This window comes from Pseudomonas sp. H1_A03 (assembly GCF_054685145.1).
This window is the reverse complement of record NZ_CP162829.1, coordinates 4,277,983-4,301,807: the sequence shown is the minus strand read 5'-3', so window position 1 is coordinate 4,301,807 and position 23,825 is coordinate 4,277,983. Positions and strand designations below refer to the sequence as shown.

The following is a 23,825-nucleotide window of genomic DNA, read 5'->3' as shown; positions in this document are numbered from 1 at the left end:
CTGCGCGACGTTATCGATCCTACAACAGTAAGAGAAACTTCACGCGATCATCCGGTCTGCGCCTGATGCAGTGCTTCGCTTATAGCAGCCAGGGCGATATCCAGGTCGGGTTGCCCGTGAAAGGCGTAGCTCAGGCGCAGGTTCTGTTGATGCAGGCCACTGACACTAAACAGCTCGCCGGGTGCAATCACTATCTGCTGGGCGAGCAGGCGCTGGAACACCTGGCGCATATCCACGGGCTTTGTGGCGCCCAACCAAAACGTCGCCCCGGCAGTCGGCGCGCGGTAGGCCACTTGGTCCCCCAGATGCTGATCCAGGCGGTGACGCATTTCCTCTGCCTGCTGGCGTAACTGCAGGTGCAGTGTGCGCAGGTGCTGGTCGATGCGCCCGCTTTGATAAAGGCGGGCAATCGCTCGCTGGCGAATCGACGACAACCGAAAGGAACGCAGCAGGAACTGGCGCTGCAATTCACTGCTCATGCGCCGAGACAGCAGATAACCATAAGGGGCTTCCGACCCAAGGACTTTCTCGAAAGAGGAAAACACCATCAGTCGCTCGGTGTTCACCAGTTCGCGCAAGGCTGCCTGCGGTTCTGTGAACCCCAATTCGCCATAGGTGTCGTTTTCCAATAGCCAGCAACCGTACTGATCGAGCATTTGCGCAACGGCCAGGCGGTCCTGGGTCGGCATAGCCACACCTGCCGGCAGGCTGACGGCCGACGACAGCAACACCAGGTGCACCGGCTCATCGCACAACAATTGGTCAAGAGTCACCAGGTCCAGGCGCCCCTGCAGCGTCCAGGGCAACTCGATAATACGTACCCCGGCATCTTGGAGCAGGCGCAAGACCAGCCAGTCGCAGGGTGATTCCACAATTACCGTCGTCCCCCTCAGGCCCAAGACTTCGACAAGGATGTCCAGCACACCGCGCAGGTCGGCGCCGATGTAGACGTCATCGGCATGCCAACAGCGAGTGGGCGAAGAGGTATAACGCGCGGCCAGCGCTGCGCGCAGTTCCCAGACACCGCAGGGCTGGGCCCAGGGTTGCAGATGTTGCGGGTATTGGCGCACCAACTCCCGCTCCAGGCGCAACAGGTTGCTATCCAGTGACACCAGCAACGCAGGTTCATCGCCACTGAGCACCACCATGCCCGGGCGGCGCGCCGCTGCGTAAAGCCGATCGAGCAGGTCGCCAGCCGCCCACGCCAGTGGGTTTGCCGACATAGGCCAGGCGTAATAGCCCGACTTGGCCACCGAATAGACCCTGCCCTCCTTCTCAAGCAGCGAGTACGCGTACTGGACCGTCGAGATCGACACGTTCAGCCGCCCCGCCAATTGCCGCAGGGACGGCAGCTTTACCCGCGCGTCAGTACTGACGTCGTTGATCAGGTTGATCATGTAGCGGTAAACCGCCTGATACGCGAAATCCGCCCGCCGTTCGCCGCGCAGTATCATTGCCCGGACAATTGACAGGCCTGCGCGCTGTCATGGGCCGTGGCACCCGCACTGCGCAATTTGCCGCCCGCATTGACCAACGGACGTTTGCGATAGAGCTGCTGCAGCAAGGGCATTGGCAAGCCGCTGGTGTCAGTGATCCATTGTTGCAACATCTCAGCGGACGGCTTGCCCTGCAGGACCTTGTGCAGCTCGGGCAAAGCAACCAGCATGCCCGGATGGCACTGGCGCAAATAGCCTTCCAGGCGTTCACCATGATGGATAAACGGCGAGAACAGCAGGCAAATCAATTGAGTCTCGTCCAGACCGAAGAACTGCTGGGCGTGGGTGCTCGCCTGGCTGCGCCCTTCACGGGTCCCCGCCTGCGTGAGTAACTCTTCGGGCATGTGCATGCGCCTCAAAAAGTGTCCTGCCTGTTGGATAAAGCCTTGCACCCCTTCTTCATAGTCCATATCTCGCAGGCATTGAGCCTGCAACCCGCGCAGATGGGCCATCAGCAGCGGGATGGAATAGCTTGGATGGCTGAAATGAAACCCCAGCGGATCAGGGGCAAAGGCCATGAACTCGGTGAGCATGGGCGAGGATGAGAGGTCTACGTTGTCCAGCAAATCGGCAACGCCGATGTAGGACAGGTTACGGTGGCCGGTCTTGCTGGGGTTGTCACTGGCGACATAATGCTCCCCGTATGCATCACGGTAATAACCGGTACTCCATTCATCCATACGTGCGAACAGCGCGGTAAGCGACGACGGCCAGGCCTCAGGCATCGCCATCCCAGCGCCCACAGCCGTGTTCTTGAGCCAGGCAATAAACTGACTCTGCTTGCGCGGGGAGTCCCCGCTGACCAGTGCGTGTACCCCGCCATTCCAAGAGGTAACGCGCTGGTAAAAATCCCCCAACGCCAGGTAGGTGTCACTGCACACCGTGGCGCGGCAGTCACCGGAACTCAGGTGGCCGACAATCAACCTGTTGCGCTGGCTGCTTTCTCGCCCAACGACAGAGGCGGGTCGCAGGTGGTTGAAGGGCAATACTTCCTCACGATCCACCATCAGTAGATCAACCCGTGGATCATCGTGCAGAAACAGGCGGCCATAGCCTTGATTGAGGCTGTCGAGCCTGCCCTCGGTCATGCCAGCATGCCGCAGCGTCGCAACCCGCAAGTGAAAGGTATGCGGGGCGCGGCCAGCGATCGTCAACTGCGCGGCACGCAACAACGCCAAGGTGTAGCTGCTCACTTCGCCACCACCATGCGCCACCAGCACCTTGTAACCTCCCACTTGCTCCATGCCGCCGGCTGCCACGACGATTCGCTGGACCAGCAATTGGAGTGCCGTGCGTTCTGCGCGAGTAAAGTGCCCGATCAAACGCTGCAGAACTTGCTGGTAAACATAGTTCATAGCCTGTTCGTGGATAGTGCTCATCGTTTTACTACCTGAGTTGAAATATTAGTTTCAAGCAACTGCTGACAGTGTTTGCTCGACCGATTGCGCATGTAAGAAATTCGCGCAGAGCCTTGTGCGCCGATGACTAGACACTATCACCGCGCAACACAACGACACGAATGCCCGAGGGCAAAGCCAAAAGCCCTGCAAGCGCGCAAACATCTGGATCTATTGGGCCAAAACAAATCCGATCACAGTCCTAGGAACTTTCCGACAAACTCTTACACACCGTTAACCGACTATTAAAAGAAGTGTCCGACACGCGCACCCACCAACTTTCCCACTCATGGGCACGGAACTTTTCATGAGCGCACCTATTTCCTTCAGGCCACGCGAACGCCACGACATTAGTTTCAGACGCTCGCAACAGTAGTGTCAGATATTCAATCATTGCTCAGTCCTTGAGATGAAAGTGAAGACGCAATTATCAATGCTGGAATAATGATTAATAGATACAGAACCCTGGCGAAAACCAGTGCAGATGAGCAACGGCCAGCGCATAAATCACGCGCACACAAAGACGCCGCACTGGAATTCAGGGCGGCGTCAGCGAAAAAGTCAGGATTCAGGGGTTAAAGTGCCAGCCAGGCACCTGAAGCGGGGTACAGTTTAAGCCCTGTCAAATGGCGCATTTGCCCCATGCGCCAGGTGCCAGGAAGACTCGTTTGAGAACCTTCCTACGTACTAAACAGCTTCAACCTGCAACGCAACACGCTCGCGGCACGGGCATTCGTCCATATATCGGTGCGCTTCCACGAACTGATTGAACGGAAACACGGTGGTTTTCAACGGCACCAGCACGCGGTCAGCTGTCAGTTGGTTGATATCGCGCAACGCCCGTTGCAAGGCTACGTGGTCCTGAATGATGCCCAGCTCCGGTTTGCCAGTGAAGTTACCGATGCAGTGCACAAAAAACTGAATGTTCTTCTGGAACGCCGCACACGCCGGGAAGGGCGTCTGGTTACCGCCCTGCAAGCCATACAGCACCAGGCTGCCACGCGGTGCCAGTACGTCACCGAGCAAGGACATCTGCGGGCCACCCAAACCGTCGAACACCACGTCGACACCGCGGTTGTCGGTGAACTTGTTGATTTGCATCAGCAGGTCTTGCTCTTCGGTGACGATGACCTTTTCCGCACCGAGCGACAGCAGATACTCACGCTCCGCGCTGTCCTTGGTGGCGGCAATCACCCGCACACCCAGGGCCTTGCCCAGCTGTACAAAGGACGGACCGGCGCAGTGGCTGGCGTCAGTCACCAGGGCAAATTGCCCGGGCTTGACCCGTGCCAAGTCCACGTAGGCGAAGTAGGCGATCAACAGCGGCGTGTAATGCACGCTCGCTTCAATAGGGCTCAAGACATCCGGGTACCGGGTCAGGGCAGAACGGGGCAGGACGATCTGCTCGCCATACACCGGGTAGTCATTGGGGCTCTCGGCCGGAAAACTGGCCACTTTATCGCCCACTGCCAAGTCATCCACGCCATCGCCTACGGCGACGACCACCCCGGCCATTTCATGGCCAAGACCGGACGGTAATCTTGCATGGGAAGACGCCAGGTTCTGGCGCCACAAAATGTCATACCAGCTGATGCCAATCGCTTCGACACGCACCTGCACTTCGCCCGGTGCGGGCTGCGCGGCTGCATGCTCTTCGCATTTGAGCACCTCGGCCGGACCAAACTTGTGAAAACGGATCGTGCGGGACATCGCAAACCTCGTCAAAGTAACCTCTAATGCCATGAACTTTATCTGGGCTTTACGGGTAAGACCACCGGTCGCCATTAATAGTCGACATGTCTGTCATTGATTCCGCGTCTGAGGAATAGACCTCAGCTCTTGTAAGAAAACTCAATTTTCCTGTGCAGAGTAACAGCCTTTCCCCGTAAGATTCGTGCTGGCCATTGTTGTTATATGCCCGCTCTCGTCAAGTCAGCTGACTCTTCCAGGACACAAGATGAACCGTAACGACCTGCGTCGTGTCGACCTTAACCTCTTGATCGTATTCGAAACCTTGATGCATGAGCGCAGTGTGACCCGCGCCGCCGAGAAACTGTTCCTCGGCCAGCCAGCCATCAGCGCGGCGTTGTCACGCCTGCGCGGGCTGTTTGATGACCCGTTGTTCGTGCGCACCGGCCGCAGCATGGAACCGTCGGCCCGGGCGGTAGAAATCTTCGCCCTGCTCTCCCCGGCGCTGGACTCGATTTCCACCGCGGTCAGCCGCGCCGCTGAATTCGACCCGGCCACCAGCACCGCGGTATTCCGCATCGGCCTGTCCGACGACGTCGAGTTCGCCCTGCTGCCCCAACTGCTCAAACGCCTGCGCGCCGAGTCACCCGGTATCGTGCTGGTCGTGCGTCGCGTCAATTACATCCTGATGCCCGGCTTGCTGGCCTCCGGCGAAATCTCCATCGGTGTCAGCTACACCGCGGACTTGCCGGCCAACGCCAAGCGCAAAGTGCTGCGCCGCAGCCTGCCAAAACTGCTGCGCGCCGACAGCGTGCCGGGCTCGCTGAGCCTGGACGACTTCTGCGCCCGCCCCCACGCGCTGGTGTCATTTGCCGGCGACTTGAGCGGGTTCATTGATGAAGAACTGGAAAAACTCGACCGCAAACGCCACGTGGTATTGGCCGTACCGCAATTCAACGGCCTGGGCACCTTGCTCGCGGGCACGGACATCCTCGCGACCGTGCCGGACTACGCGGCCGAGGCGTTGACCTCGGCGGGTGGGTTGCGTGCGGAAGACCCGCCATTGCCCGTGCGCAGCTTTGAGTTGCATATGGCGTGGCGTGGATCACAGGATAATGACCCGGGCGAGCGCTGGTTGCGGTCGCGGATTCAGATGTTTTTTGGCGATCCTGAGAGTCTTTAGAGGCTTCGCGCATGCTTGTTAGCTGATCATTTCTACGTTTTTCTAGTCTCGAATAGCCATTTACTTCCAGCGAATTGCTACATTTGGGGCAAATTTGAGGACATGCTTTGGATGGTTTGAAAAGGATGCCCCCAGCCTTAGGCCAAGTGGGCTATTGATTCAGCGAAAGCCGCATCGCCGAACCGAGCATTCAGGACATGACGGAACTGATGCGCCAGCTCATGGACGCGATCCGGCCCTACACCGACAAACCCTGGGCATTGCTGGGTTGCAGCCTGGGGTGCAAGATCGCCCTCGAAGTGGCGCGGACCTTGGCCAGCGAGGGTCGCCACCCGCAGTTGCTGTTCCTGATGGCGTGCCCGGCGCCGAGTTTTCCGATCCAGCGCAAAGTGTCGGACTACAGCGAGGAGGATTCGCCCTCGAAGTCCGACACCTGGGCGGCACGCGACAGTGCCTTGTCGGAAGGCTACTGCGTAGCAACCGATACGACCCTGGCGGTGCCGATGGTGATGATTGCCGCCAGCGATGATCACCTGGTCACGGTGGAAGCCGCGCGCCGCTGGAAACGGCACGCAGCAGCCGGTTTCGACTGGCGCCTGGTGGACGGCGGGCACTTTTTCCTGCGTCAGCAACGCACGCAGCTATTGGGCTGGCTGTCTGAAGCCCTGCAACACCCGCCGCGCTGAATAGTGCGCAACGACGTGGTCGTACCGGGCTACGGTGCACAGTGGCAAGCCGAAATCGAGGCCGTCATGGCCCATGGCGTACCCTTTGTGTTGATCTACCTGGAACCTGGGGACGACGAAGCCCACGCCGACCGCAAGCTGCGCAGCCTGTGGTTGAAGACGCACAAGGAGGCCTTTGGCCATTTGTGTATCAGCTTGATCAGCGTGCTTGCCGATGAGGCGCGTCGTGCGCATTTCGATGCCATGGGCAAGATTGGCGAACAAGCCTCTGGCATCCGTTATGAAACCGCGGCGACGCAGGCCGAGGGCGAGGCGCTGGCACAACGGCGTATCGCCCAATACGGCGCTGCCTAGCTCAACGCGACCGGGTTCCGGCGACGGAACCCTCAATCGCTAAAGCGTTGAAAAATCCAAGGCAATTGCTCGGGTTGGTAGCCGTTGATCTTTTTTCCCACTGATATAAGCGCATTGTTGACGCTGCGTGGGGTAGTGCCCATTCCAGGTAGTTTTTCCGCCGTAACTCGGCAAGCCTGCGCTTTGCTGAGTCCCTGGTCATGGTGAAGATCCCAAGCGAATAGCCCTCGAATCAACGGCGCAACGCTGGTGAGTGTCTTGAACAATTTATGCGCCTGTACAGGCTCGAATAAGTCGACAAAATCCGTGGTCGGCGACGGTTCGTCGAGCAAGCGTTGCAGTCTGGCGTAATCGCCTTTTGCACGGGCATCCGCTAAACGCCGTGCCCGAATCATTCCTCTGCCGGAATAAGCGGCGTTCACGATTTCCCTTCTGGATGGCGCTGGAGTTTCGGAGTCAAACACCACAATTACACTATCGGTGACCCGTTTGCCGTTGATGATCACTTCATCCATGTCAGTGGTGAAGCTCCTGACACTGCGATTGGAAACAGGGATGGGAGACTGCCCGGGGCGGTTATAGAACGTATGGACCTCAATCATCCGTGGCGGCTCATGGTCCTCGTCCATTCGGCTCTGCTTGCCATGGTATGAGAACTTTCCGGTGGTGATACCCATTTCCTCACGCCCGGCTGAAGAGTTGATGAATACCCACCAACCCCACATCAGCTCAAGTTCGTTTTCTACGGCTAGGTCGGCAAGTCGGAAGCCCCGCGTGAACTGCAACCTTGACCAAACTTCATCAATCTGGCTTCCGAAGCGATTCATCGTGTCCCGCAACAACTGAGCCTGGTGTTCGTCATCAGCCTCATCAGCCGGGTCGTACTGCCACTGAAACGCGTCCAAAAGGACCGCAGCCCCCCTTATGCCTTCGATGGGCTCATCCATCACTTGGCCGGGTGTATCGATGGCCTGGGCTATTTGATCATGCAATTGAACAAGCATCAGGTGTGCATCCCCGGTTACCAAACGCTCTTTGCGCTTAGCGAGCTCAATCCAGAACAGTTTGTCCCACTTGTCCTTTGTCTCGACTTCGTCATCCGTGTATTCGTCTGTTCGCATAAATCACACCATGCTGGGTGCTACCCAGGTTGGGATGGCCGATAAGCAGCAGAGTGAATAACCTGCAACCGGCTAGCTCACTCAGACTCCAAATCCGGGGTTTACAAGGGGCTTGCATACAGAAGGAGCGGCCCAAGCCACGCCTTCTCCTCCCACCATCAACATGACGCGAGTCGAATACAGAGGTCCCTATGTTTGGTTTTTTCTCAGGCATCCAGAAAGAAATAAATCGCGGCTTTTACGGCCAGCTTGCCCGGCGTGACCAAGACGCTTTCTTGCAACATCTCTATGACAAAGGCTACTCAGTCCCGGAGATCAGCAAAGAAATGGCGGTCACGGCACCCAACATTTACAACCGCATCACCGCGCATCGCGGGCGCGGCCCACAAACCAATTGAGCCTGCCTGGCCGACCAGGTGAAACCACGGGCTTGGGCCTCGAAAGCAAGCCCGTATCCCGCGCGCTTGCGCCTTAACGCCTCAATCAGGCCCGGCAAATGATTGGGCGCAGCCAAGCATCGCGGTTTCTGGTGCGCAACCACAGGTGGACCTGCGCGTGATCGGCGTGTTGTGGCTCGGCATCGACGGCAATCAGGCAGTTCCCGGCATCAATCGATTTACCCATCAAAATATCGCGTTTGATCAGGACCGTGTCACCATCCCCCGGTAGTTCGTAGCAACCGTCGAGGGTCGACACGAACCACTGGCGCTGGAACCGGGTGATGCCCAGAGGCTCACCGGGTACTTGTGCAATGGTGCGGGTCACATCACCCGCAACGCTGACGACCGAACCGCCCGCCGCAATGGCCCACAATTCCCCTCTCGGACCTTCGACACCGGCAATCATATTGATGAACGCGCCGGCCTCAGTCGGCCATGGTCCATCAATTCGCTGCCAGGTCCCGCCCACCGGCCGACGCAGGATCAGGCCCGCATACCCCAGCGCGTATATTGCGTCTTGCGTCTGGACAATGTTGTTGACACCACCCAGCGTTCCGACAATGTGATCGTCGTGTTCAAGGCGAGCAACATCGCCCGATGTCCAACGATACAACCGGCGGCTGAACGTACCGATCAACAAGCCATCGCTCGCCCAACACAGGCATTCAGCAAGCTCGACGTTCTGGCCATCCGTGGCCACATAACCCAGTGTGCGGGAGTACCACTCATCGCGCGCGTTGAGCTGTGGATGGGGCGTAACCTGCCGCCATCCAGCCACCTGTCCAAGGACGGTGTTGGTGATCAGTTCATCTTCGCTAGTGATCGCCCAGACTTGGCCGTCGCTATCATTGACGATGGCCTGGATGGCATCTGGCACCCAAACCTGTGGTTGCAGGCGTAAATGCTCACCGTCCAGTTCCCCCCTGATAATCCAGGACGATGTATGACCGCTTTCGTCCGACACGTGCACGGCAAACCAGGGCACACCGGCGGCCATTGTCAGGTCGGCAAGCTGGTAGCGCCGGACGCCATGGGCGGGTGTTGATGGGTTTATGTTGTCGCTCATGTCACAGGCACCGGTTGTTGGGTCACTGTAGAAGGTACGTCGTAGAACAAAGGCAACTCCCTGTCCATGGGCCAGCCGACCGCCGTGTAGAACTCTCGCGCCTCAATCAGGAGCACCATGGCGACAGCGCGGCCGACACTTTTGCGTTCATTCCACGTCATGAACCCTGCCTGCGCCAAGGCAAAACCTTTGACGTTGAAACGTTTGAATTCATCCGAGTTGGCAAGGCCACTGTTCCTGACGGCCACATCCACACCCAGATCCGCGGTGGTATAGACATGGGTCATCCACTCAAGCACATGCTCCAGGTACTCGCCAGTCGTTGGGTTTTTCGCGAGCAGTGTCGGATTGCCGCGCAGCCGTTTGCGTGTGTGTTTCTGGGCGTCCGTCACAAATTTATGCTGCGATCCTCTGTTCTGTGAATCCTGCATAAACGTCGCGTAGCTCTGGTCAAGGCTGAAAGACTGCCCCCTGTGCAGTGACCCTCGCAGTGCCTTGTCGGGGATCAAGTGATCGGCATCGTAGCCACGGTAGATATTCAACACCTGGGCGTTGGCCGCGGACTTGACCTGGGAAATGATTTTGTAGCCGCCCGCCAAGGTGGGCATGCGTAGCAGTTCACGCATCGCTTGCTTGGTGCTGGCATCGAGCGCGTCGGTTCGCCAGTCGAGCCCATTGATTTTATTGGCCCGCGCGACCGTGGCTTCGATTTCCACACGCAGCACGTCTGCCTGTAGCGGGTAGGCCGCTTCAATGACGCTGGGCCGCAGGTCCGATACGCTGTACGCCGGGTTGGACAGGATTCTGGAAATCACCTCGCGCGCTTCACGCTCACTCAGTGTGTGCCCATCAGTACGCGGGTAGGTAATGCCCGCGACGTCGAATGAATCAACGAACGTGTGCTGTTGCGCTTGGTGCGCAGCGACGAACGCTGCCTGGGCAACTGCGTCCGAGGGGTCGCGCAATGCGGCCTCATAGGCGTTTCGCATCAGGGTCATGGCGGCAAAACTGCTATTCATCGGCAGTGCCCTCCGCGCGCGCGTTCGACGTATTGCCACGTACGAGATCATCGATGTGCTTGCCGAATGTCGAGGGCCTACCGTGTCCACGCGCTTGCATCCACGCCAATAAATGATCGACTGTCGGCTCAAGCAGCGAGCGGGTGCGTATGCCGTGGTCTTGCACTATCACTTGCAAGCGAGGGCTTTGCTCATCGAGCACTGCCTCCATCTCTGCCGACGCCCAATTGCGCGTGTGCTGGTGCAGGCCATCGGGGTCCAGCGTAAACCAGCCTGGGTAGCTGCCCGGCTTGCCTGTTATCACCTCGACACCAATTTCAACCTGCCGGACAGCCGGTTTACCCGGCCACGTCAGGGTGTAAATCCGGCGTACAGTCTGAAACTGTCCATCTCGCAGGGAAGAGGCCAACATCAGTTTGGAGATCAGGTCGTAAAGTTGCCGCTGCCTCGGGGTAAGCGCGGCCATCTTGGGGTTGTCGGCCTCCAGGCTGATGTCCAGAGGCACCAGTGCTCCGTGGGCACCGCTGCGGCCGCCGTCCGAAACCGGGTGGGTTTGCGCACCAGGCGCGGGATCATCGTCGTGCTGCTCGGCCTCAGCGGGTGAAGGCGAACCGGCAGGCGCGCCCCACGTATTCAGCTCGACGGCGGGCTGCAGGGAAAACAGCGCGACCTCAGCGCCTTGCGCATCGACCGTTGGTGCATGGGGGCCCGCAACCGGCTGCGCGCCGCACTGATCATCAAACTGCGCCGCCCAGGTGTGCACGAACGCAAGGTAGTCCGCCTCCCCTGCATCCGGCAATTGGGACAGGTGAGTCAGCGCATCGTCGAAGGCCATCAACAACGCATTGGCGCTGATTGTGTTCAGCCAAGGGTTGTTCAGCACCTTATCTGCCTGGCGCCGTCCGGACTCGGTCAGGAACAGGCGCCCCTGCGCATCCAATGCAGCCCAACCATTGTCGTTCGGTGCTGACTCGGGCTCGTCCTGCCCCTCGCGCATCTCATACAGTTTTTGCAACGTGCTCATGGTGCTCGACGGCATCCAGCCAAATCGCCTGAACGCCTCTTGCAGGACCAGGTTAGTGCCCAGGCTTTGAGCAGGTGCCAGCAGCAAGTCCTCATGCTCGAGCAGGCAAGGTGTCGGTGAAACCACCGCGTCGCTCAGTTGGTCGATCAAGGTGTGAACGCTCTCTGTGCGGTCACTGCCCCACGCGCGCCAGGCTTCGCTGCCGCGCCGCACCATCAAGCGAGCCGGCACGAGGGTATCGTTCACTTTCAGGCTTATCGCGACACCCAACCGTTTACCGGGTAACCCCGGGGAGTCACCATGGCCCGCCAGTACCCTGAGCAAGGGCCCCTTGACCCGTCCGCCCCCGACAATACCGTGACGCATGTAGACCGAGCCGATGAGGTTGTCCAGCACCCGCTGGGCAATGGCTCCATATGCCAAGCCCATATTCAAGGCCCGGCAAGCGCTGCCAGCTCGCTCGTCGGCGGTAGCGCCCTCGACCTGTACACACCGACCCTCCTCAAATGATCGGGCCATTTCGAGGGTGGTCAATGCATGAAACCTTACCCGACGCACCCTCTGGATATGCATGAACCACGGTGCTTCCTTGAGTACCTGGATCATGTGCCAGGCGATAGCTTCGCCTTGGGCATCATCGTCCGTCCCCAACACCAGCTCAGTGCATTGCAGTAAACGGCTGCCGGTATTGCGTAGGGACGCCGCCAGGTCACTGCCTTCGCGCTCGCTCAATTGCCAGTGCGGTTTGAACCCATCACGCCAACTGATCGCACCGGGGCCTGGGAGGTCACGAATATGACCGCCACAGCCGAACACCTGAGTACCGCCAGGTACCAGTTCTTGAATGATTTTCGCCTTGTGCAAGGATTCGACAACCATCAGCGTGGCGGGACCGAGCTTGCACGCTGGCACCCGCGGGGCGCAGGTGAGCCGCTCATGCTCTGGCTCACGCACACCGGCCAAGCATCGTCCTACCACAGCCGAAGGCAAATCGTTGTTCGGGTCCATCGCCTGCTGGGAAAAAAACAGATCGGAATGGCCAAACATAATGAAGCTTTTCTGCGCACGACTGATCGCTACGTTGAGCAGGCGCCCATCGTCACGATCGATAAACACCCGCTCACGATGATTGGTATCGGTTCGACGGCTGGCGCGGCTTTCCCGATTCACGGCACTGAACAACACCACAGGTTTCTCCGCCCCTTGAAGGGTATGAACCGTGCCGATGGTCAAACGCTCACTCAGGTCAGCGTCATCAGGGTCGAGTTCTTCGCGCACCCGACGCTTTATCGCTTCGACCTGGCCTCGAAATGGCGTGACGACCGCGACAAGTTTTTCCAACCCTATCGGCTGCTCCGGGTGGCCTTCGACCCTGGCGACCCACTTCGCCAGACGCGGTCCGTGCTCTTTAAGCCAGTCCACGATGGCCTTGGCTTCTCCAGGGTTGGACCATGAGTCGCCTTTGCAGGGCTCATCGTTCGGGCCTCCGGTCTGATAGAACCCGAGCGGCGGTAGCGGGAACGTTGCCTTCATGCGTTTGCGCAACTGCATTTCAGCTTCGCCCTCGAGCAAGGGCAACTCGGCATCCGCGAACAGCCCTGCCAGCGGGTTGGGCACTTTGGGTTCCAACTCTTTGCTGAGCAACCCGCCCTCGGCATCACGGTCGTGATCGTGGTACAGCAAATCGATACACACATTGATGATCGACTCTGCACAACGGTAGTGCTCCCGCAGGAGCAGTCCGTCCCGTAGCCGTCCGTCCGGCATGGCCTCGGCAAACGATGCCCCGGTTCCGGCAAGCTTCATGATTGAACCCGTGGCGGAGTCCGCGCCACGCACGAGCAAGGCGCCCAAAGACGACGGATCGGCCCAACGGTCCTGCACCTGGCGCGCGTCGACCTCGGGTGTTACCGAAGACACGGGGGAGAGCTGCTTCATATCGCCGACCACCACGGCTTTTTTAGCCAGGCTAAGCACCGGCACACCCAGCTCCGGCGCAGCTTGCCCCGCCTCATCGATAATCAGCAAATCCAGGAACGCGAACAGCGGCCTACGGCCCTCTCCCAGTAACCGTGGGGCGCTATGCAAGGTGGCGACAATGCACGGAAACAGCATGGCTGCGTGCCTGAGTGCGTTCTTTCGGCTGCCAGGCTCGGGGGTTGCGATCACACTGGCCAGCCAACGCGTCTCCCAGTAACGCGCGGCCAACTGGAAAATAATCGGCCGCCACACCACGTCCAGCAATTTCTGCTGCTGCGCCTGGCGCGCCTCGGGGGTTGCGGCCACACGCAAATCCGCGAGGATGTCGATGGCCCAGGAAGATGCCCATGCCTCACTGGGAAAGCGCGCAGCCAGTTCACCGGGCTCGATCAACGCGTCGATGTCAGCCTGGCGCTCGATTGCTGAGGCCAACCCACTGCGCAATACCTGGCTCAGCGTATTCAAGTGCTCGCAGAGGGTCGACGCCGTAGGCGTTGTCGAAGCACTCTTCTGCATGAGATAGATAAAACGCGTGGCATCACTGACCTGATGTTTCTGCTCAACGCTAAACAAAGCATTGAACAACTCTGGCAGCTCGCGGAAGGCATCTTCAAAGTGCCGCGCCAAAGCAAGGGCTGCCGCAACACCGTCTTCGTACGATTGCTTGAGGCTGGAGGACCCGACGCCCAAGATGCGCAACTGCTTTTGCCGGATCTCAAGCGTGGTGAACTTGCTGCGATGGGTTTTTCCCTTGGCCTTGGACGGTGCGCTGGCGGTGAAACCCAATAGTGGCTTGCCCGTAGGGTCCAACCAACGACGTGCCAGGGCATGCTTCCTGCCTACGGCACCATTGAACGTGCCCATCACATTCTCGACACTCTGGTTGGTCGCCCCGCACACAAACGTGACGGGGCAATGTTCGCGGTTATCGTAAGCCGCCAACACCCATTGGTTGGCGATCATCGCACGCAGCATGGCCGTCTTCCCGGTGCCCGGCGGCCCACTGACCGCAACCACCCCGACCTGCTCACCCAACCGGCCGAGGGCGTGCAATGCGCGGCGCTGCGATTCGTTCAAGGGGTCTGCGCCGCGATTGACGTCTGGCTTGTCGAGGTGTGTGGCCTTATCGACCATGGCCACGTGCCGGATCGTCACCTGCGGCGCTGCCATGCCGCCTGCCTGGACAGCCGAACGGTGTCGTCCGGCGCCTATGAGCTGCTCCAGTGCGCCGATGGACGGCGCATTGGGGATCGCTTCATACACGTTGGCGAGCGCACGTGTTGCATAGCCAGGCTGTCGCGGCACCGCAACCCATTGCCCCGTGATCGGGGCCATTCCCGTCTCAACCCCATCCGCTTGAACGCGGGCGAACAAGGCAAAACAGGCGTCGACATAACCGCTCAAATTGGCGCTTTGGCTCAACGTCGCGAGAAATAGCTTGAGCTCGTCGCGATAGCAATCGAAGTGGCCAATGGCCGGCGGCAGGTCGTTGGCCGCCATCAATGGCTGCGGTTCAAGCCATTGGCGGACCACACGCGGCCGGCAATCGTTGGGGTCGCGTGGTAGGCATATTTGGTTTTTGTCGTTCAGGTCGAAAGGAAACCAGAACGCGATATTCAGCCGGTCGGGCTTGAGGCGTTTTTTTTTCGCGCCCGGCGCAGGCTTTTTATCCGGGTCGGGCCACGTGACCTGGACCTCATCGCTTGATGAGGTGGTTTGATGGAACACCAGCGCCATGGGAATACGCGGATCGTCATCCGGCTCGTCCGCCTCCTGCGCCCCCTCTGCGTCGTCCTCTGAGGCCTCAAGCGCCTGCGCTTGCTGTTTTCGCCGGGCCTCTGCGGCACGCTCAGTGAGAATGCCCAGTGCCAGCGCCCGACGCTTGCCGAAACCGAGATTGAAGTTGGGCCAGGCCAGCCCCGCGAAATTTGTCACCGGGATGCGGACATCGGTGGCTTGCAGGCCACCCAAGTCATCGGCAATCAGCGCTCTGTGCCAGTAGTCCAGCACATTCACGGGCAAACTCCCGACGGGTCCTGCCTGAGGGTCCACCTCCATCGAGTGCAGAACCTGTTCCTTGGAAACCGCTACAGCAGCAAAATCCTTGCGCAACCGCTTGCTCAAGTCCATGAGACGCCTAAACATTTCTTACACCCTATAAATCCGAACGGCATACGAAGAATGGCTCGTAGCGGCCAACAATGACGGCCCATTGCCTTGGTCGCTGCAATTCAAACCGGGCACGCATAGTTAACGAGTGGCCTGTTCAATGCTATACAACTCGTGTTCAGGTCAAACGCACCGTCAACCACCCGAGACTTTCCCCGCCCATGCACGGACGCCCCCTCCTCATCGCCCTATTCCTCACCGGTACTGCCATGGCCGCAGAACTCTCCCGCTACACCTACGACGAAGCCCCCACCGATGGCTTCATGTACGCCGTGCGCTATCAGCAAGCCAAACTGGCCTGTGGTTCGCTGCCCGAAGATCTCGAGGCGGACTATGCTAAAGCGATGCGGCTGACTGGCGAGGCCAGCCCTGCGTTTAAAGCTAGCTATGCACAGCGCTTGGCAACCCAGCCAAAGTGGAGCAAACCGGCGTCGCCTGAAGAACAGGCGCTTGCGTGCGAACAAAGCCAGCACACCTTGCGCGTAACGGTGCAGCTCGCCCGGCAATGGTTTCCCGGTGGCTGGTAGCCACGTGTTTTAACCCATTGATCGGCCCATTGATCGGCATAGGTATCTACACAACGATTGGACCTGACCAATCCAGCGGCGCAGAGCCGTAGGCCCAACGTCCATAGATGCACAGACGTCGGGAACTGAGCAGCTATCAAGAACCATGCTTGCAGCACGTTGCTTGAACTCGCGGGTGTAGGTCTATCGCTCTTGCATGGAACCTCCTGATTGGGCGAATCATATCGCCCTTAAGAGGTGTCCGGGATCATTAGGCCAGTTCAAGCACAGAACCGATACGAATTCCTGTGGTACTACGCGCTCAAGCCATCGTGTTACATCACCTGCTGGACCTGATCCGCTTCAGGCTCTAGCGCATCCACAGTAGCGACATGGTTGGTGATGCCGAAAGGAATGTGCACGGATGGAGCAACTGCGCTAGTCGATTTAAGGTGCCCTGATTGGTCATCGAAAAAGATGTGTGGTTTCAATACACCTAAAATTTTTCCTTTCTCGATGCCGCCTAGGAAGAATGCGTCATTGGCCATGACACCCCAACTCTTGAGTGTATTCATCGCACGCTCATGAGACGGAGCATTGCGGGCTGTGACGATCGAGACGCGTATGCGGTTTTCGTATTCAGGATTGAGCTTTTTGTGCTTCTCCTCGACCGACTGGATTTTGGATATCCGCACCATGAATTCCTTCAGCGGCCCAGGGTTATGGGGCTGCATGACATTCTTCACTTCGTGCGCATGGAATTCAGACAATCCAGAGGCCTGCATGATTGTTTCGGACTCATCGCCAGCGAGCACGCCGTCAAAGTCGAATGCGATGCGTAGGGTTTTATCAGTTTCGTCGTCTTCAAATTTTGAATCGAGAACCTGGCCAGCCGGGTACCCGGCCCTGATAGCCGCTTCCACGTCTTTTTTGTCACCCGACAAAAATAAAGCGATATTCAGTGCTGGTATATATTCATAAGGAGATTTTCCCTGCATGAAAATCGCCCTTGTCATTCCAAGCCCGTAGTGCTCGATAGTCTTCAGTACGCGCAGCCCAGTGTCGGGATCATTGCGCGAAAGAAGTATCACCTCTACGAGCGGATCCGTAGGATCGACGCTCAGGTCATTCACTGACAGTAAACGCTTGATGAAGGGGAACGCTATCCCCTTAGGAAGCGGGACGTGCAGATTGTTTTGCTGAAACTTGCGGTATTCCTCCTCCCCCTGACTCTGAAACACTGCGTCCGATGCCAGCAAATCAAACACAGCGCTGGAAGCGACGCCGATCACTAGGCGATTTTCTAACTCGTAGGGCATTGGAACCTCTCTTGATGCCTCTAAACGCAAATATTGATGGGCATCGAACATGCCGATCGATTTCAGGGCGGATCGAGAAGCACACATCGCGCGCCTCCTCCCACGCACAGTCAGGCATATCAATCTTCAAATCAATCTGCCGGTTGCTTTCATTATGTGAGGATGACTTTGAACCTTGCTGATTGGCGCCGAGTCAGCCGTCACCTGATCGCCGGATTTCGGCCCCAAGCTATTCTCCTGAGCGAAATTGGCATAATATGCCAACATCAAAAGTACCTGTCTGCATAGAACTGGAGCTAGTTATGGCGACGCGAAACGTTGTGCTCACCCCTCACCAGGACCAGGTTATCCATGACTTGGTGCAGTCCGGCCGTTATCAGAATGCCAGCGAAGTGATGCGAGAAGGTTTACGTTTATTGGAGCAGCGCGTCGCCGAAGACACCGCCAAAATTGAGGCACTGCGTCAGGCGACCTCGATCGGTATCATGGATCTTGAGCACGGGCGCTTTACTCAGGTGAACGAGGGTGATCTGGAGCACTACCTCGAGAGCTTGAGCCTGGAGGCAACCCTCCCTGCGAGAGAGAAACACTGAGTATGCCGCAGTATCGGATCTCCAACCCGGCCCGTGCCGACATTGTTGACATCCTCAGGCTCTCCCAGACGCAGTTCGGCGATCAAGCACGCCAGCGCTACCAGGCGCTGATCCTCGCGGCGCTGCAAGCGCTTGCCGACACGCCTTATCGCATTGGCAGCCACGACCGCGATGAACTTGCACCGGGCCTTCGCAGCTATCACCTCATTTATTCACGCCAGCAGGCCAAACACACCCATGGAACGGTCAAAAGCCCACGCCATATAGTGTTCTATCGTGTGACAAACGACGACGTGATCGAGGTCGTCAGACTCCTTCATGACGCCATGGAAGTGCAGTTGCACTTGCCTAACGACTGATCAGCGACCTGGCCCAACGGCTTAACTGGCCGGGAATAGCGAAGTCCGTCGGAGATCGCCATTTGCGATCACTCGCACACTCGGTATGAATGGGGGCAAAAGTGGGGGCAAACAAAAGTGTTATCGACCTGAAAACATTGTCCCAGAGCCTAGTCAAAATGTTTTTTGGCGCCCCTGAGAGCCTTTAGGCTTCGTCTGGCAGGCTGTTTAGCTGAGCATTTCTGGCTTTTCATGGGCATGGAGATCCATTCATTTGCAAGCCCGCCAGTCCCGTTGCCTCACCGAAATCGCCATCAATTTATTCTGGCCCAGCAAATACAACCGCGCCCCGTCAATAAATGGTTCAGGCACCTGATGTTCGATCTGTTCGGCGATTAACTGCGCGCGCAGCCTTTACTGCCAATGCGAAAACCTTGGAGCGCAGGTGCGACACCTTCGGCCAGACCGCATGCACATCAGCGTTACCGAAAAACGACTTGCGACACGAAGCAGACATTAGAGCAGGTAAATAAGCCCGTCGTTTTTCTTCCTTTGGCCTCGTTTTTTGCCAGCAGATTTCAAGTTGCTCACCGAGCACTCCGATAGAATCAGGCAATACTAAAATCGAATCAGGCACAGTTCCCAACCACTCTCCGCCCTAGCATAGCCTGACCTTATATATTCAGGAGTGCGCCCCATGCGTGCAAAAAAGACCATTTTTATCACGGGCGTTAGTAGCGGCTTTGGCCAGGCCCTGGCTAAGGAAGCTCTCGCTCAGGGCCATCGAGTGATCGGCACTGTTCGCAGCGAATCCTCTCTGGCAACGTTCCAAACGCTCTTGCCTGAGAGAGCCCATGGCGTGGTGCTGGACGTTACCCACTTTAATGCCATCGACGCCGTCGTCGTCGCTGTTGAGGATCAGTATGGCCCAGTGGATGTGCTGGTTAACAACGCGGGTTATGGCCACGAAGGGGTTTTCGAGGAGTCGTCGTTGGAGGAAATGCGCCGTCAGTTCGACGTCAATGTATTCGGCGCGGTGGCGATGACCAAGGCGTTTGTGCCCTTTTTTCGCCAGCGACGGGCGGGGCATATCCTCAATATCACGTCCATGGGTGGTTATATCACCATGCCAGGTATTGCTTACTACTGCGGTAGCAAATTTGCCCTGGAGGGCATCTCTGATACGTTGAACAAGGAACTTGCACCCTTCAATATTTTTGTAACGGCCGTGGCGCCGGGGTCTTTCCGAACGGACTGGGCAGGTCGTTCGATGCAGCGTACGCCGCGCAGCATCAGTGACTACGATGCGACCTTCGACCCGGTGCGAAAAGCCCGTGAGGAAAAAAGCGGCCTTCAACTGGGCGACCCGCAGAAAGCCGCACGCGCCATGATGACTATTATCAACAGCCCTAACCCGCCGGCTCAACTGCTGCTGGGCAGTGACGCCCTGGCTCTGGTGCGTGACAAGCTGCACCGGACGGCGGAGAGTATTGAGCAATGGGAAGCGCTTAGCTGTTCCACGGATGGCTGAGCATAACAGTGGAGAACGGGCAATCGATGCCGAAACCCAAGAACCTGAGCACTGCGCGTATGGTGCAGTTGATGGACCAGCTTGCACCGCTGGAGGGTTACAACCTGAGTCCGCTGGATGATGTGCGTTTTCTGCGTTCCAACCGGCCGCTGACGCGCACGCCGGTTTTATATGAACCGGGCATTGTCATCCTCTGTCAGGGGCAGAAACGCGGCTATCTGGGTGATGAAGTTTACATCTATGACGCCCAGCATTATCTGGTGGTGTCAGTACCAGTGCCTTTTACAATGGAGACCGACGCTAGCGAGGCGGAGCCAATGCTGGCGGTGTACATACGTCTGGATTTCAATCTGGCCGGCGAGCTGATTCAGCAGGTAGATGAGGTATGGAACATCCGCGTGGCTCAGCCTATGGGTATGTACGCCTCGCCCATGGACGAACCGCTGCGCCAGTCGACCCTGCGTTTTCTGGAAGTCATGGGCGACTGCGCCGACGCGCAAATCCTCGGACCAGCAATGTTGCGCGAACTCTACTACCGCATCCTCACTGGCGAACAAGGCGGTACCCTACGCGCGGCTATCGCCCAGCAGGGTCAGTTCGGCAAGGTGACGCGCGCCATTCACAAAATCCACCGCTGTTACCACGAGCATCTGGATGTAGAAATCCTCGCCCGGGAAGCGCAGATGAGCGTGCCTAACTTTCATCTGCATTTTCGCAAGGTGACCGATTCCTCGCCTATGCAGTACCTCAAGTCGACGCGGTTGCATCAAGCGCGATTACTGATGCTGCGTAACGACCTGACAGCGGCCAAGTCGGCATTTCTGGTGGGTTATGAAAGTGCTTCGCAATTTAGCCGCGATTTCAAGCGCCTCTTCGGACGCACGCCAATAGCGGAGGTGGCGCGGATGAAGCAGGCTTATGCGTTGCCGGCACCGACAACCCCGTCGCCCTTCGTGTCATCACACTGAGCTTCAAACAATCCTGTCTTGCCCGTCGCCAGTAGGCGTGGGAACGTGCGGATGGCGTGCCTGCCGACACAACGGGCGAGTGAAGTGTCACATCTGCTGCCGCATAGATAAACACCCATCCAGGATTTGTATATTCAGGTGCCTATCAGAAAAGTTATCGTTCTACGGCGATACATTTGATCTCCACGAGAAGGCCGGGGCGAGCCAGTTCACCGACACCTATGCATGTCCATGCACAAGTACTCCGAGGAAAGACTTTATCCTTCACTCGTCTAAAAATTGGCATGTGGCGGTGCATATCGACGTGATAAGTTGTCATTTCGACGACATCTTCAAATTCGCACCCGCCGGCTTCCAAGACGAGCCGGAGATTGTCCCAAGCTGCCAAAAACTGCTGCTCTGGGTCTTCGATAACTGATAATTCCGGCGTCCGGCCTACCTGACCAGCGCAGTAAAGAGTCTTTCCTACCTTTACAGCTGGTGCATAACCAGCATGCTCGCAGAGCAATCTCATGCCATCTGGAACAATGATCTGACGATCAGTCATGGTTGTGGAGCCCAAAATATAAACGGATACGAAAGCTAACTCACGTGCCAGAACGGCGTCCAATCGGGTCACTGGGACTCAGCCTCATAAAACCGCATTCGCCACTCTAGAAACCCCGGCCAGTAAGCGAACGACAGACCACTAATAAATAAAGACGCGCATTGGCGTAGCTGCTTTCTCGATAGAAATACTAGCCCCGCGGCGAAAGAGCTATCGAGATCCGCCCGTTTAACGCCCTTACTCTGAAATTGACTTGTCGAGAAGGTGGCTCTCGACTGAAGAGGACTTGCGACGGCGAAAAATCCGTACGCCAGGCGACCGTAGCGGTGCTCTAACAATCTCAATCGGTAACCAGGTGAGGGTTATCGGGGAAAGAGCCACTGCGGTAGCGAACGCATTCAATCCCTCTTTGCAGATCACATCAGAAGAGAATTCGCTTTCCTCGCCATTGAAAGTACACACGATTCGCTCATCAAAGGACTTTGAGTAGGGCCGTCTACCCTCCTCATTTCCGCAGGTGTGTTTGATAATCTCACTGCTATCCAGAATGTTTCGATCAGGGAAGTTGAAGTCCGCAATATCCAAGCCACTGGCTCGCGTACCTGGCACTGATCGGCCCGGTCTGCTGAAAGAACCGTCGGCGTTCCTTCGCCATGGCAACAATTGAAGCAGCGCTCGCATCTCCGGCCGGCATGACAGGTTTGTGGTCGATTCCGATAACAGATGAGCGCGGGTTGTATCCGGCTCCTGCACAGGTGATCTGGACTGAGCCTGCAATTGGGATTGGAAATCTGCACTATGGGTCGTTGCCCGCTTCTTGTTTTCTGAAGTCGGTAACACTGATGAAGCTGGCGGTACCGCAGATATATAGGTCATGGGGACGCCTCATATCAGGTCTGGTGTCATGAGTCTCGCCAGCATTCCTGGCGTGGCTGTTCAGTTTTTGCGCTATCAGATCCCGCTGAACCAGTTGTATCCCTGGTCTTCCCAATACCCGCCCGGGTTGTCGTTGCTCACGAAAATCTCGACAACATGCTTGGGGTTTTTGAAGCCCAATTTGGTGGGTACTCGAACCCGCAGCGGATAGCCGTACTCGGGCGGCAACGCGACATCAGCGTAATCCAGCGCCAGCAGTGTCTGTGGGTGCAAGGCCGTCGGCATGTCCAGACTGGAGTAATAGCGATCAGCACATTTGAAACCGACGAATTTCGCTGTGGTATCGGCACCGATGTGTTCCAGAAAGGTTTTGAGCGGTACACCTCCCCATTGTCCTATGGCGCTCCAACCTTCAACACAGATCAAACGGGTGATATCGCTACGTTGCGGCAGTTTGCGCAAGCTTTCGAGTGTCCATGGAGCCTTGTCCCTGACCCGACCGGAGACGGCGAGCGAGTAACTGGCGAGGTCCACTTCAGGGATATCGTCCTGGCCATAGAATGCGTTGAACGGAAATGGCGTAGTGATCTGCGCGCGGGTGAAGGTCGGCGCCAGTTTCTGTCCGCTGAACAGCCATGCCTGGACCCTATCGTTCCAGCGCGACATGGCCCAAAGGACCTTGTCAACCTGATCGCCGTCCTGCAGGTTGCAGCCGGTCAGCATCGACATCGCACCCACGGTCAAGCCGGCACGAAGGAAATGCCGGCGCTGGATATTCTCCAACTCAAGCTGTTGCGCAGGTTCAAGCCTGACGCGCTGAACAGTTCCTTTTCTGGATTCAGTCATGGCCATTTCTCCTGATATCAAGCGACCGCACCCCACCTGAAATCATTGGCAGCAGGGTTTTGGGTACCAGCATTACCAACCCAAGATGAATCACGACGAATGCAGCAATTACCGCCATCGCCGCAAAATGTACGTAGCGAGCGACGTCATAGCCGCCCAGTAGCGCGACCAGCTCTTGAAGTTGAATGGGTTTCCAGATCGCCACACCCGAAATGACGACGAGTGCGCCTGCTGCCAGCACCATCCAGTACATCAGGCGCTGCACAGCGTTATAGACACCCTTTTCATGCACGAGCCGGAAGCGCAAAGCGTCCGTAAAATCACGCTTCAATGCGACAAGCCCAATGGGCAGCAACTCACGTTTGAAATGGCGACTGACGACGCCATACAGCGCATAGATTGCGCCGTTGATCAGCAGCAGCCACATGAATGCAAAGTGCCAGGCCAGCGCCCCACCCAACCACCCGCCCACGGTTACCGACACTGGAAACCTGAAGCCGAACAGTGGCGAGGCGTTGTAAATGGCCCAACCGCTCATGAACATGCAGACCATGCAGGCGGCGTTGAGCCAGTGGGTGAGGCGAACCGGCCAGGGATGAAGCTTTTTCTGTCTCACGTGTTTCCCCCTCGAAACCAGCCATGTAGCGGAGCGTTGCCAAGCGGCAGCGCCCCTGCCT

General features: G+C 57.7%; 20 protein-coding genes and 1 pseudogene. 9 read left to right on the top strand and 12 right to left on the bottom strand.

All coding sequences use genetic code 11. From position 1 onward, the window contains the following. Nucleotides 1–47 precede the first annotated feature (47 nt). The 3 genes from AB4O35_RS20030 to AB4O35_RS20020 all read right to left on the bottom strand — a co-directional run bounded on the left by AB4O35_RS20030 (nucleotide 48) and on the right by AB4O35_RS20020 (nucleotide 4,603). Nucleotides 48–1,454 (bottom strand): aminotransferase-like domain-containing protein, encoded by a 1,407-nt coding sequence (locus AB4O35_RS20030; protein ID WP_460149208.1) that lies wholly within the window; start codon nucleotides 1,452–1,454, stop codon nucleotides 48–50. Next, nucleotides 1,451–2,875 carry a hypothetical protein gene (locus tag AB4O35_RS20025; protein ID WP_065873156.1) on the bottom strand — a complete coding sequence of 475 codons (1,425 nt, stop codon included), beginning with the start codon at nucleotides 2,873–2,875 and terminating at the stop codon, nucleotides 1,451–1,453. Before AB4O35_RS20025 ends, AB4O35_RS20030 begins: the two co-directional genes overlap by 4 nt. Nucleotides 2,876–3,580: 705 nt before the next feature. Then, entirely contained in the window at nucleotides 3,581–4,603 is a 1,023-nt protein-coding gene (locus AB4O35_RS20020; protein WP_049708388.1) for a zinc-dependent alcohol dehydrogenase family protein, read from the bottom strand. A 247-nt stretch (nucleotides 4,604–4,850) separates the two neighbouring features. On the opposite strand from AB4O35_RS20020, the gene AB4O35_RS20015 reads away from it, so the two are divergent. From AB4O35_RS20015 to AB4O35_RS20005, 3 genes are all read left to right on the top strand, one after another. Beyond that, nucleotides 4,851–5,765, top strand: a complete 915-nt coding sequence (locus AB4O35_RS20015; protein ID WP_065873157.1) for a LysR family transcriptional regulator — start codon at nucleotides 4,851–4,853, stop codon at nucleotides 5,763–5,765. A 173-nt stretch (nucleotides 5,766–5,938) separates the two neighbouring features. Then, a complete protein-coding gene (locus AB4O35_RS20010) occupies nucleotides 5,939–6,451 on the top strand; it encodes a thioesterase II family protein (protein WP_371914449.1) in 513 nt (170 codons plus the stop codon). Nucleotides 6,452–6,454: 3 nt separating this feature from the next. After that, the gene (locus tag AB4O35_RS20005; protein ID WP_083207139.1) at nucleotides 6,455–6,805 is read left to right on the top strand and encodes a hypothetical protein; all 351 of its coding nucleotides are present in this window, start codon (nucleotides 6,455–6,457) and stop codon (nucleotides 6,803–6,805) included. A 32-nt stretch (nucleotides 6,806–6,837) separates the two neighbouring features. Here the strand turns inward: AB4O35_RS20005 and AB4O35_RS20000 are convergent, their stop codons facing one another. After that, nucleotides 6,838–7,926: a hypothetical protein gene (locus tag AB4O35_RS20000; protein ID WP_065873160.1), complete on the bottom strand. Its 1,089-nt coding sequence runs from the start codon at nucleotides 7,924–7,926 to the stop codon at nucleotides 6,838–6,840. A gap of 191 nt (nucleotides 7,927–8,117) precedes the next feature. Here AB4O35_RS20000 and AB4O35_RS19995 point away from each other — a divergent pair, with 191 nt between their 5' ends. Beyond that, the gene (locus tag AB4O35_RS19995) at nucleotides 8,118–8,324 is read left to right on the top strand and encodes an RNA polymerase sigma factor sigma-70 region 4 domain-containing protein (protein WP_057010985.1); all 207 of its coding nucleotides are present in this window, start codon (nucleotides 8,118–8,120) and stop codon (nucleotides 8,322–8,324) included. Between the two features lie 85 nt (nucleotides 8,325–8,409). On the opposite strand, the gene AB4O35_RS19990 is transcribed toward AB4O35_RS19995, so the two are convergent. Genes AB4O35_RS19990 through AB4O35_RS19980 form a run of 3 tightly spaced genes read right to left on the bottom strand, consistent with a single transcriptional unit; the run spans nucleotide 8,410 to nucleotide 15,600 of the window. Then, a complete protein-coding gene (locus AB4O35_RS19990) occupies nucleotides 8,410–9,432 on the bottom strand; it encodes a hypothetical protein (protein WP_139114572.1) in 1,023 nt (340 codons plus the stop codon). Further along, on the bottom strand, nucleotides 9,429–10,451 hold the full coding sequence (locus AB4O35_RS19985; RefSeq protein WP_065873162.1) for a hypothetical protein: 1,023 nt from the start codon (nucleotides 10,449–10,451) through the stop codon (nucleotides 9,429–9,431). Before AB4O35_RS19985 ends, AB4O35_RS19990 begins: the two co-directional genes overlap by 4 nt. Continuing rightward, the gene (locus AB4O35_RS19980) at nucleotides 10,444–15,600 is read right to left on the bottom strand and encodes an AAA domain-containing protein (protein WP_083207140.1); all 5,157 of its coding nucleotides are present in this window, start codon (nucleotides 15,598–15,600) and stop codon (nucleotides 10,444–10,446) included. The genes AB4O35_RS19985 and AB4O35_RS19980 overlap by 8 nt, the downstream gene beginning before the upstream one ends. 233 nt (nucleotides 15,601–15,833) lie before the next feature. On the opposite strand from AB4O35_RS19980, the gene AB4O35_RS19975 reads away from it, so the two are divergent. Then, nucleotides 15,834–16,151, top strand: coding sequence for a hypothetical protein (locus tag AB4O35_RS19975; protein WP_065873164.1), 318 nt, complete (start codon nucleotides 15,834–15,836; stop codon nucleotides 16,149–16,151). A gap of 9 nt (nucleotides 16,152–16,160) precedes the next feature. Here the strand turns inward: AB4O35_RS19975 and AB4O35_RS19970 are convergent. Beyond that, nucleotides 16,161–16,319: pseudogene (locus AB4O35_RS19970) on the bottom strand (hypothetical protein); the annotation flags it as partial. Between the two features lie 146 nt (nucleotides 16,320–16,465). Beyond that, on the bottom strand, nucleotides 16,466–17,449 hold the full coding sequence (locus tag AB4O35_RS19965) for a 5'-nucleotidase (protein ID WP_065873165.1): 984 nt from the start codon (nucleotides 17,447–17,449) through the stop codon (nucleotides 16,466–16,468). A gap of 302 nt (nucleotides 17,450–17,751) precedes the next feature. Between AB4O35_RS19965 and AB4O35_RS19960 the strand changes: the two genes are divergently transcribed. From AB4O35_RS19960 to AB4O35_RS19945, 4 genes are all read left to right on the top strand, one after another. Further along, nucleotides 17,752–18,042 (top strand): type II toxin-antitoxin system ParD family antitoxin, encoded by a 291-nt coding sequence (locus tag AB4O35_RS19960; RefSeq protein ID WP_057010991.1) that lies wholly within the window; start codon nucleotides 17,752–17,754, stop codon nucleotides 18,040–18,042. 2 nt (nucleotides 18,043–18,044) lie between these two features. Continuing rightward, nucleotides 18,045–18,401, top strand: a complete 357-nt coding sequence (locus AB4O35_RS19955; protein ID WP_065873166.1) for a type II toxin-antitoxin system RelE/ParE family toxin — start codon at nucleotides 18,045–18,047, stop codon at nucleotides 18,399–18,401. 676 nt (nucleotides 18,402–19,077) lie between these two features. Beyond that, entirely contained in the window at nucleotides 19,078–19,911 is an 834-nt protein-coding gene (locus AB4O35_RS19950) for an oxidoreductase (protein ID WP_065945986.1), read from the top strand. Between the two features lie 26 nt (nucleotides 19,912–19,937). Further along, nucleotides 19,938–20,879 carry an AraC family transcriptional regulator gene (locus AB4O35_RS19945; RefSeq protein ID WP_065945987.1) on the top strand — a complete coding sequence of 314 codons (942 nt, stop codon included), beginning with the start codon at nucleotides 19,938–19,940 and terminating at the stop codon, nucleotides 20,877–20,879. A 154-nt stretch (nucleotides 20,880–21,033) separates the two neighbouring features. Here the strand turns inward: AB4O35_RS19945 and AB4O35_RS19940 are convergent, their stop codons facing one another. The 3 genes from AB4O35_RS19940 to AB4O35_RS19930 all read right to left on the bottom strand — a co-directional run bounded on the left by AB4O35_RS19940 (nucleotide 21,034) and on the right by AB4O35_RS19930 (nucleotide 23,764). Next, on the bottom strand, nucleotides 21,034–21,426 hold the full coding sequence (locus AB4O35_RS19940; protein WP_056860328.1) for a RidA family protein: 393 nt from the start codon (nucleotides 21,424–21,426) through the stop codon (nucleotides 21,034–21,036). A gap of 951 nt (nucleotides 21,427–22,377) precedes the next feature. Next, nucleotides 22,378–23,148, bottom strand: a complete 771-nt coding sequence (locus AB4O35_RS19935) for a molybdopterin-dependent oxidoreductase (RefSeq protein WP_056859946.1) — start codon at nucleotides 23,146–23,148, stop codon at nucleotides 22,378–22,380. Beyond that, nucleotides 23,141–23,764, bottom strand: a complete 624-nt coding sequence (locus tag AB4O35_RS19930) for a cytochrome b/b6 domain-containing protein (RefSeq protein WP_065873170.1) — start codon at nucleotides 23,762–23,764, stop codon at nucleotides 23,141–23,143. Before AB4O35_RS19930 ends, AB4O35_RS19935 begins: the two co-directional genes overlap by 8 nt. Between the last annotated feature and the right edge of the window lie 61 nt (nucleotides 23,765–23,825).

What these genes read in the sequence shown, in the direction of transcription:
- AB4O35_RS19995 (WP_057010985.1), top strand. Translation starts at nt 8,118, where the DNA reads ATGTTTGGTTTTTTCTCAGGCATCCAGAAAGAAATAAATCGCGGCTTT.
- AB4O35_RS19965 (WP_065873165.1), bottom strand. Translation starts at nt 17,449, where the DNA reads ATGCCCTACGAGTTAGAAAATCGCCTAGTGATCGGCGTCGCTTCCAGC.
- AB4O35_RS19980 (WP_083207140.1), bottom strand. Translation starts at nt 15,600, where the DNA reads ATGTTTAGGCGTCTCATGGACTTGAGCAAGCGGTTGCGCAAGGATTTT.
- AB4O35_RS20015 (WP_065873157.1), top strand. Translation starts at nt 4,851, where the DNA reads ATGAACCGTAACGACCTGCGTCGTGTCGACCTTAACCTCTTGATCGTA.
- AB4O35_RS19940 (WP_056860328.1), bottom strand. Translation starts at nt 21,426, where the DNA reads ATGACTGATCGTCAGATCATTGTTCCAGATGGCATGAGATTGCTCTGC.
- AB4O35_RS19945 (WP_065945987.1), top strand. Translation starts at nt 19,938, where the DNA reads ATGCCGAAACCCAAGAACCTGAGCACTGCGCGTATGGTGCAGTTGATG.
- AB4O35_RS20030 (WP_460149208.1), bottom strand. Translation starts at nt 1,454, where the DNA reads ATGATACTGCGCGGCGAACGGCGGGCGGATTTCGCGTATCAGGCGGTT.
- AB4O35_RS20020 (WP_049708388.1), bottom strand. Translation starts at nt 4,603, where the DNA reads ATGTCCCGCACGATCCGTTTTCACAAGTTTGGTCCGGCCGAGGTGCTC.
- AB4O35_RS20025 (WP_065873156.1), bottom strand. Translation starts at nt 2,875, where the DNA reads ATGAGCACTATCCACGAACAGGCTATGAACTATGTTTACCAGCAAGTT.
- AB4O35_RS19955 (WP_065873166.1), top strand. Translation starts at nt 18,045, where the DNA reads ATGCCGCAGTATCGGATCTCCAACCCGGCCCGTGCCGACATTGTTGAC.
- AB4O35_RS19935 (WP_056859946.1), bottom strand. Translation starts at nt 23,148, where the DNA reads ATGACTGAATCCAGAAAAGGAACTGTTCAGCGCGTCAGGCTTGAACCT.
- AB4O35_RS20000 (WP_065873160.1), bottom strand. Translation starts at nt 7,926, where the DNA reads ATGCGAACAGACGAATACACGGATGACGAAGTCGAGACAAAGGACAAG.
- AB4O35_RS19960 (WP_057010991.1), top strand. Translation starts at nt 17,752, where the DNA reads ATGGCGACGCGAAACGTTGTGCTCACCCCTCACCAGGACCAGGTTATC.
- AB4O35_RS19985 (WP_065873162.1), bottom strand. Translation starts at nt 10,451, where the DNA reads ATGAATAGCAGTTTTGCCGCCATGACCCTGATGCGAAACGCCTATGAG.
- AB4O35_RS19950 (WP_065945986.1), top strand. Translation starts at nt 19,078, where the DNA reads ATGCGTGCAAAAAAGACCATTTTTATCACGGGCGTTAGTAGCGGCTTT.
- AB4O35_RS19975 (WP_065873164.1), top strand. Translation starts at nt 15,834, where the DNA reads ATGGCCGCAGAACTCTCCCGCTACACCTACGACGAAGCCCCCACCGAT.
- AB4O35_RS19990 (WP_139114572.1), bottom strand. Translation starts at nt 9,432, where the DNA reads ATGAGCGACAACATAAACCCATCAACACCCGCCCATGGCGTCCGGCGC.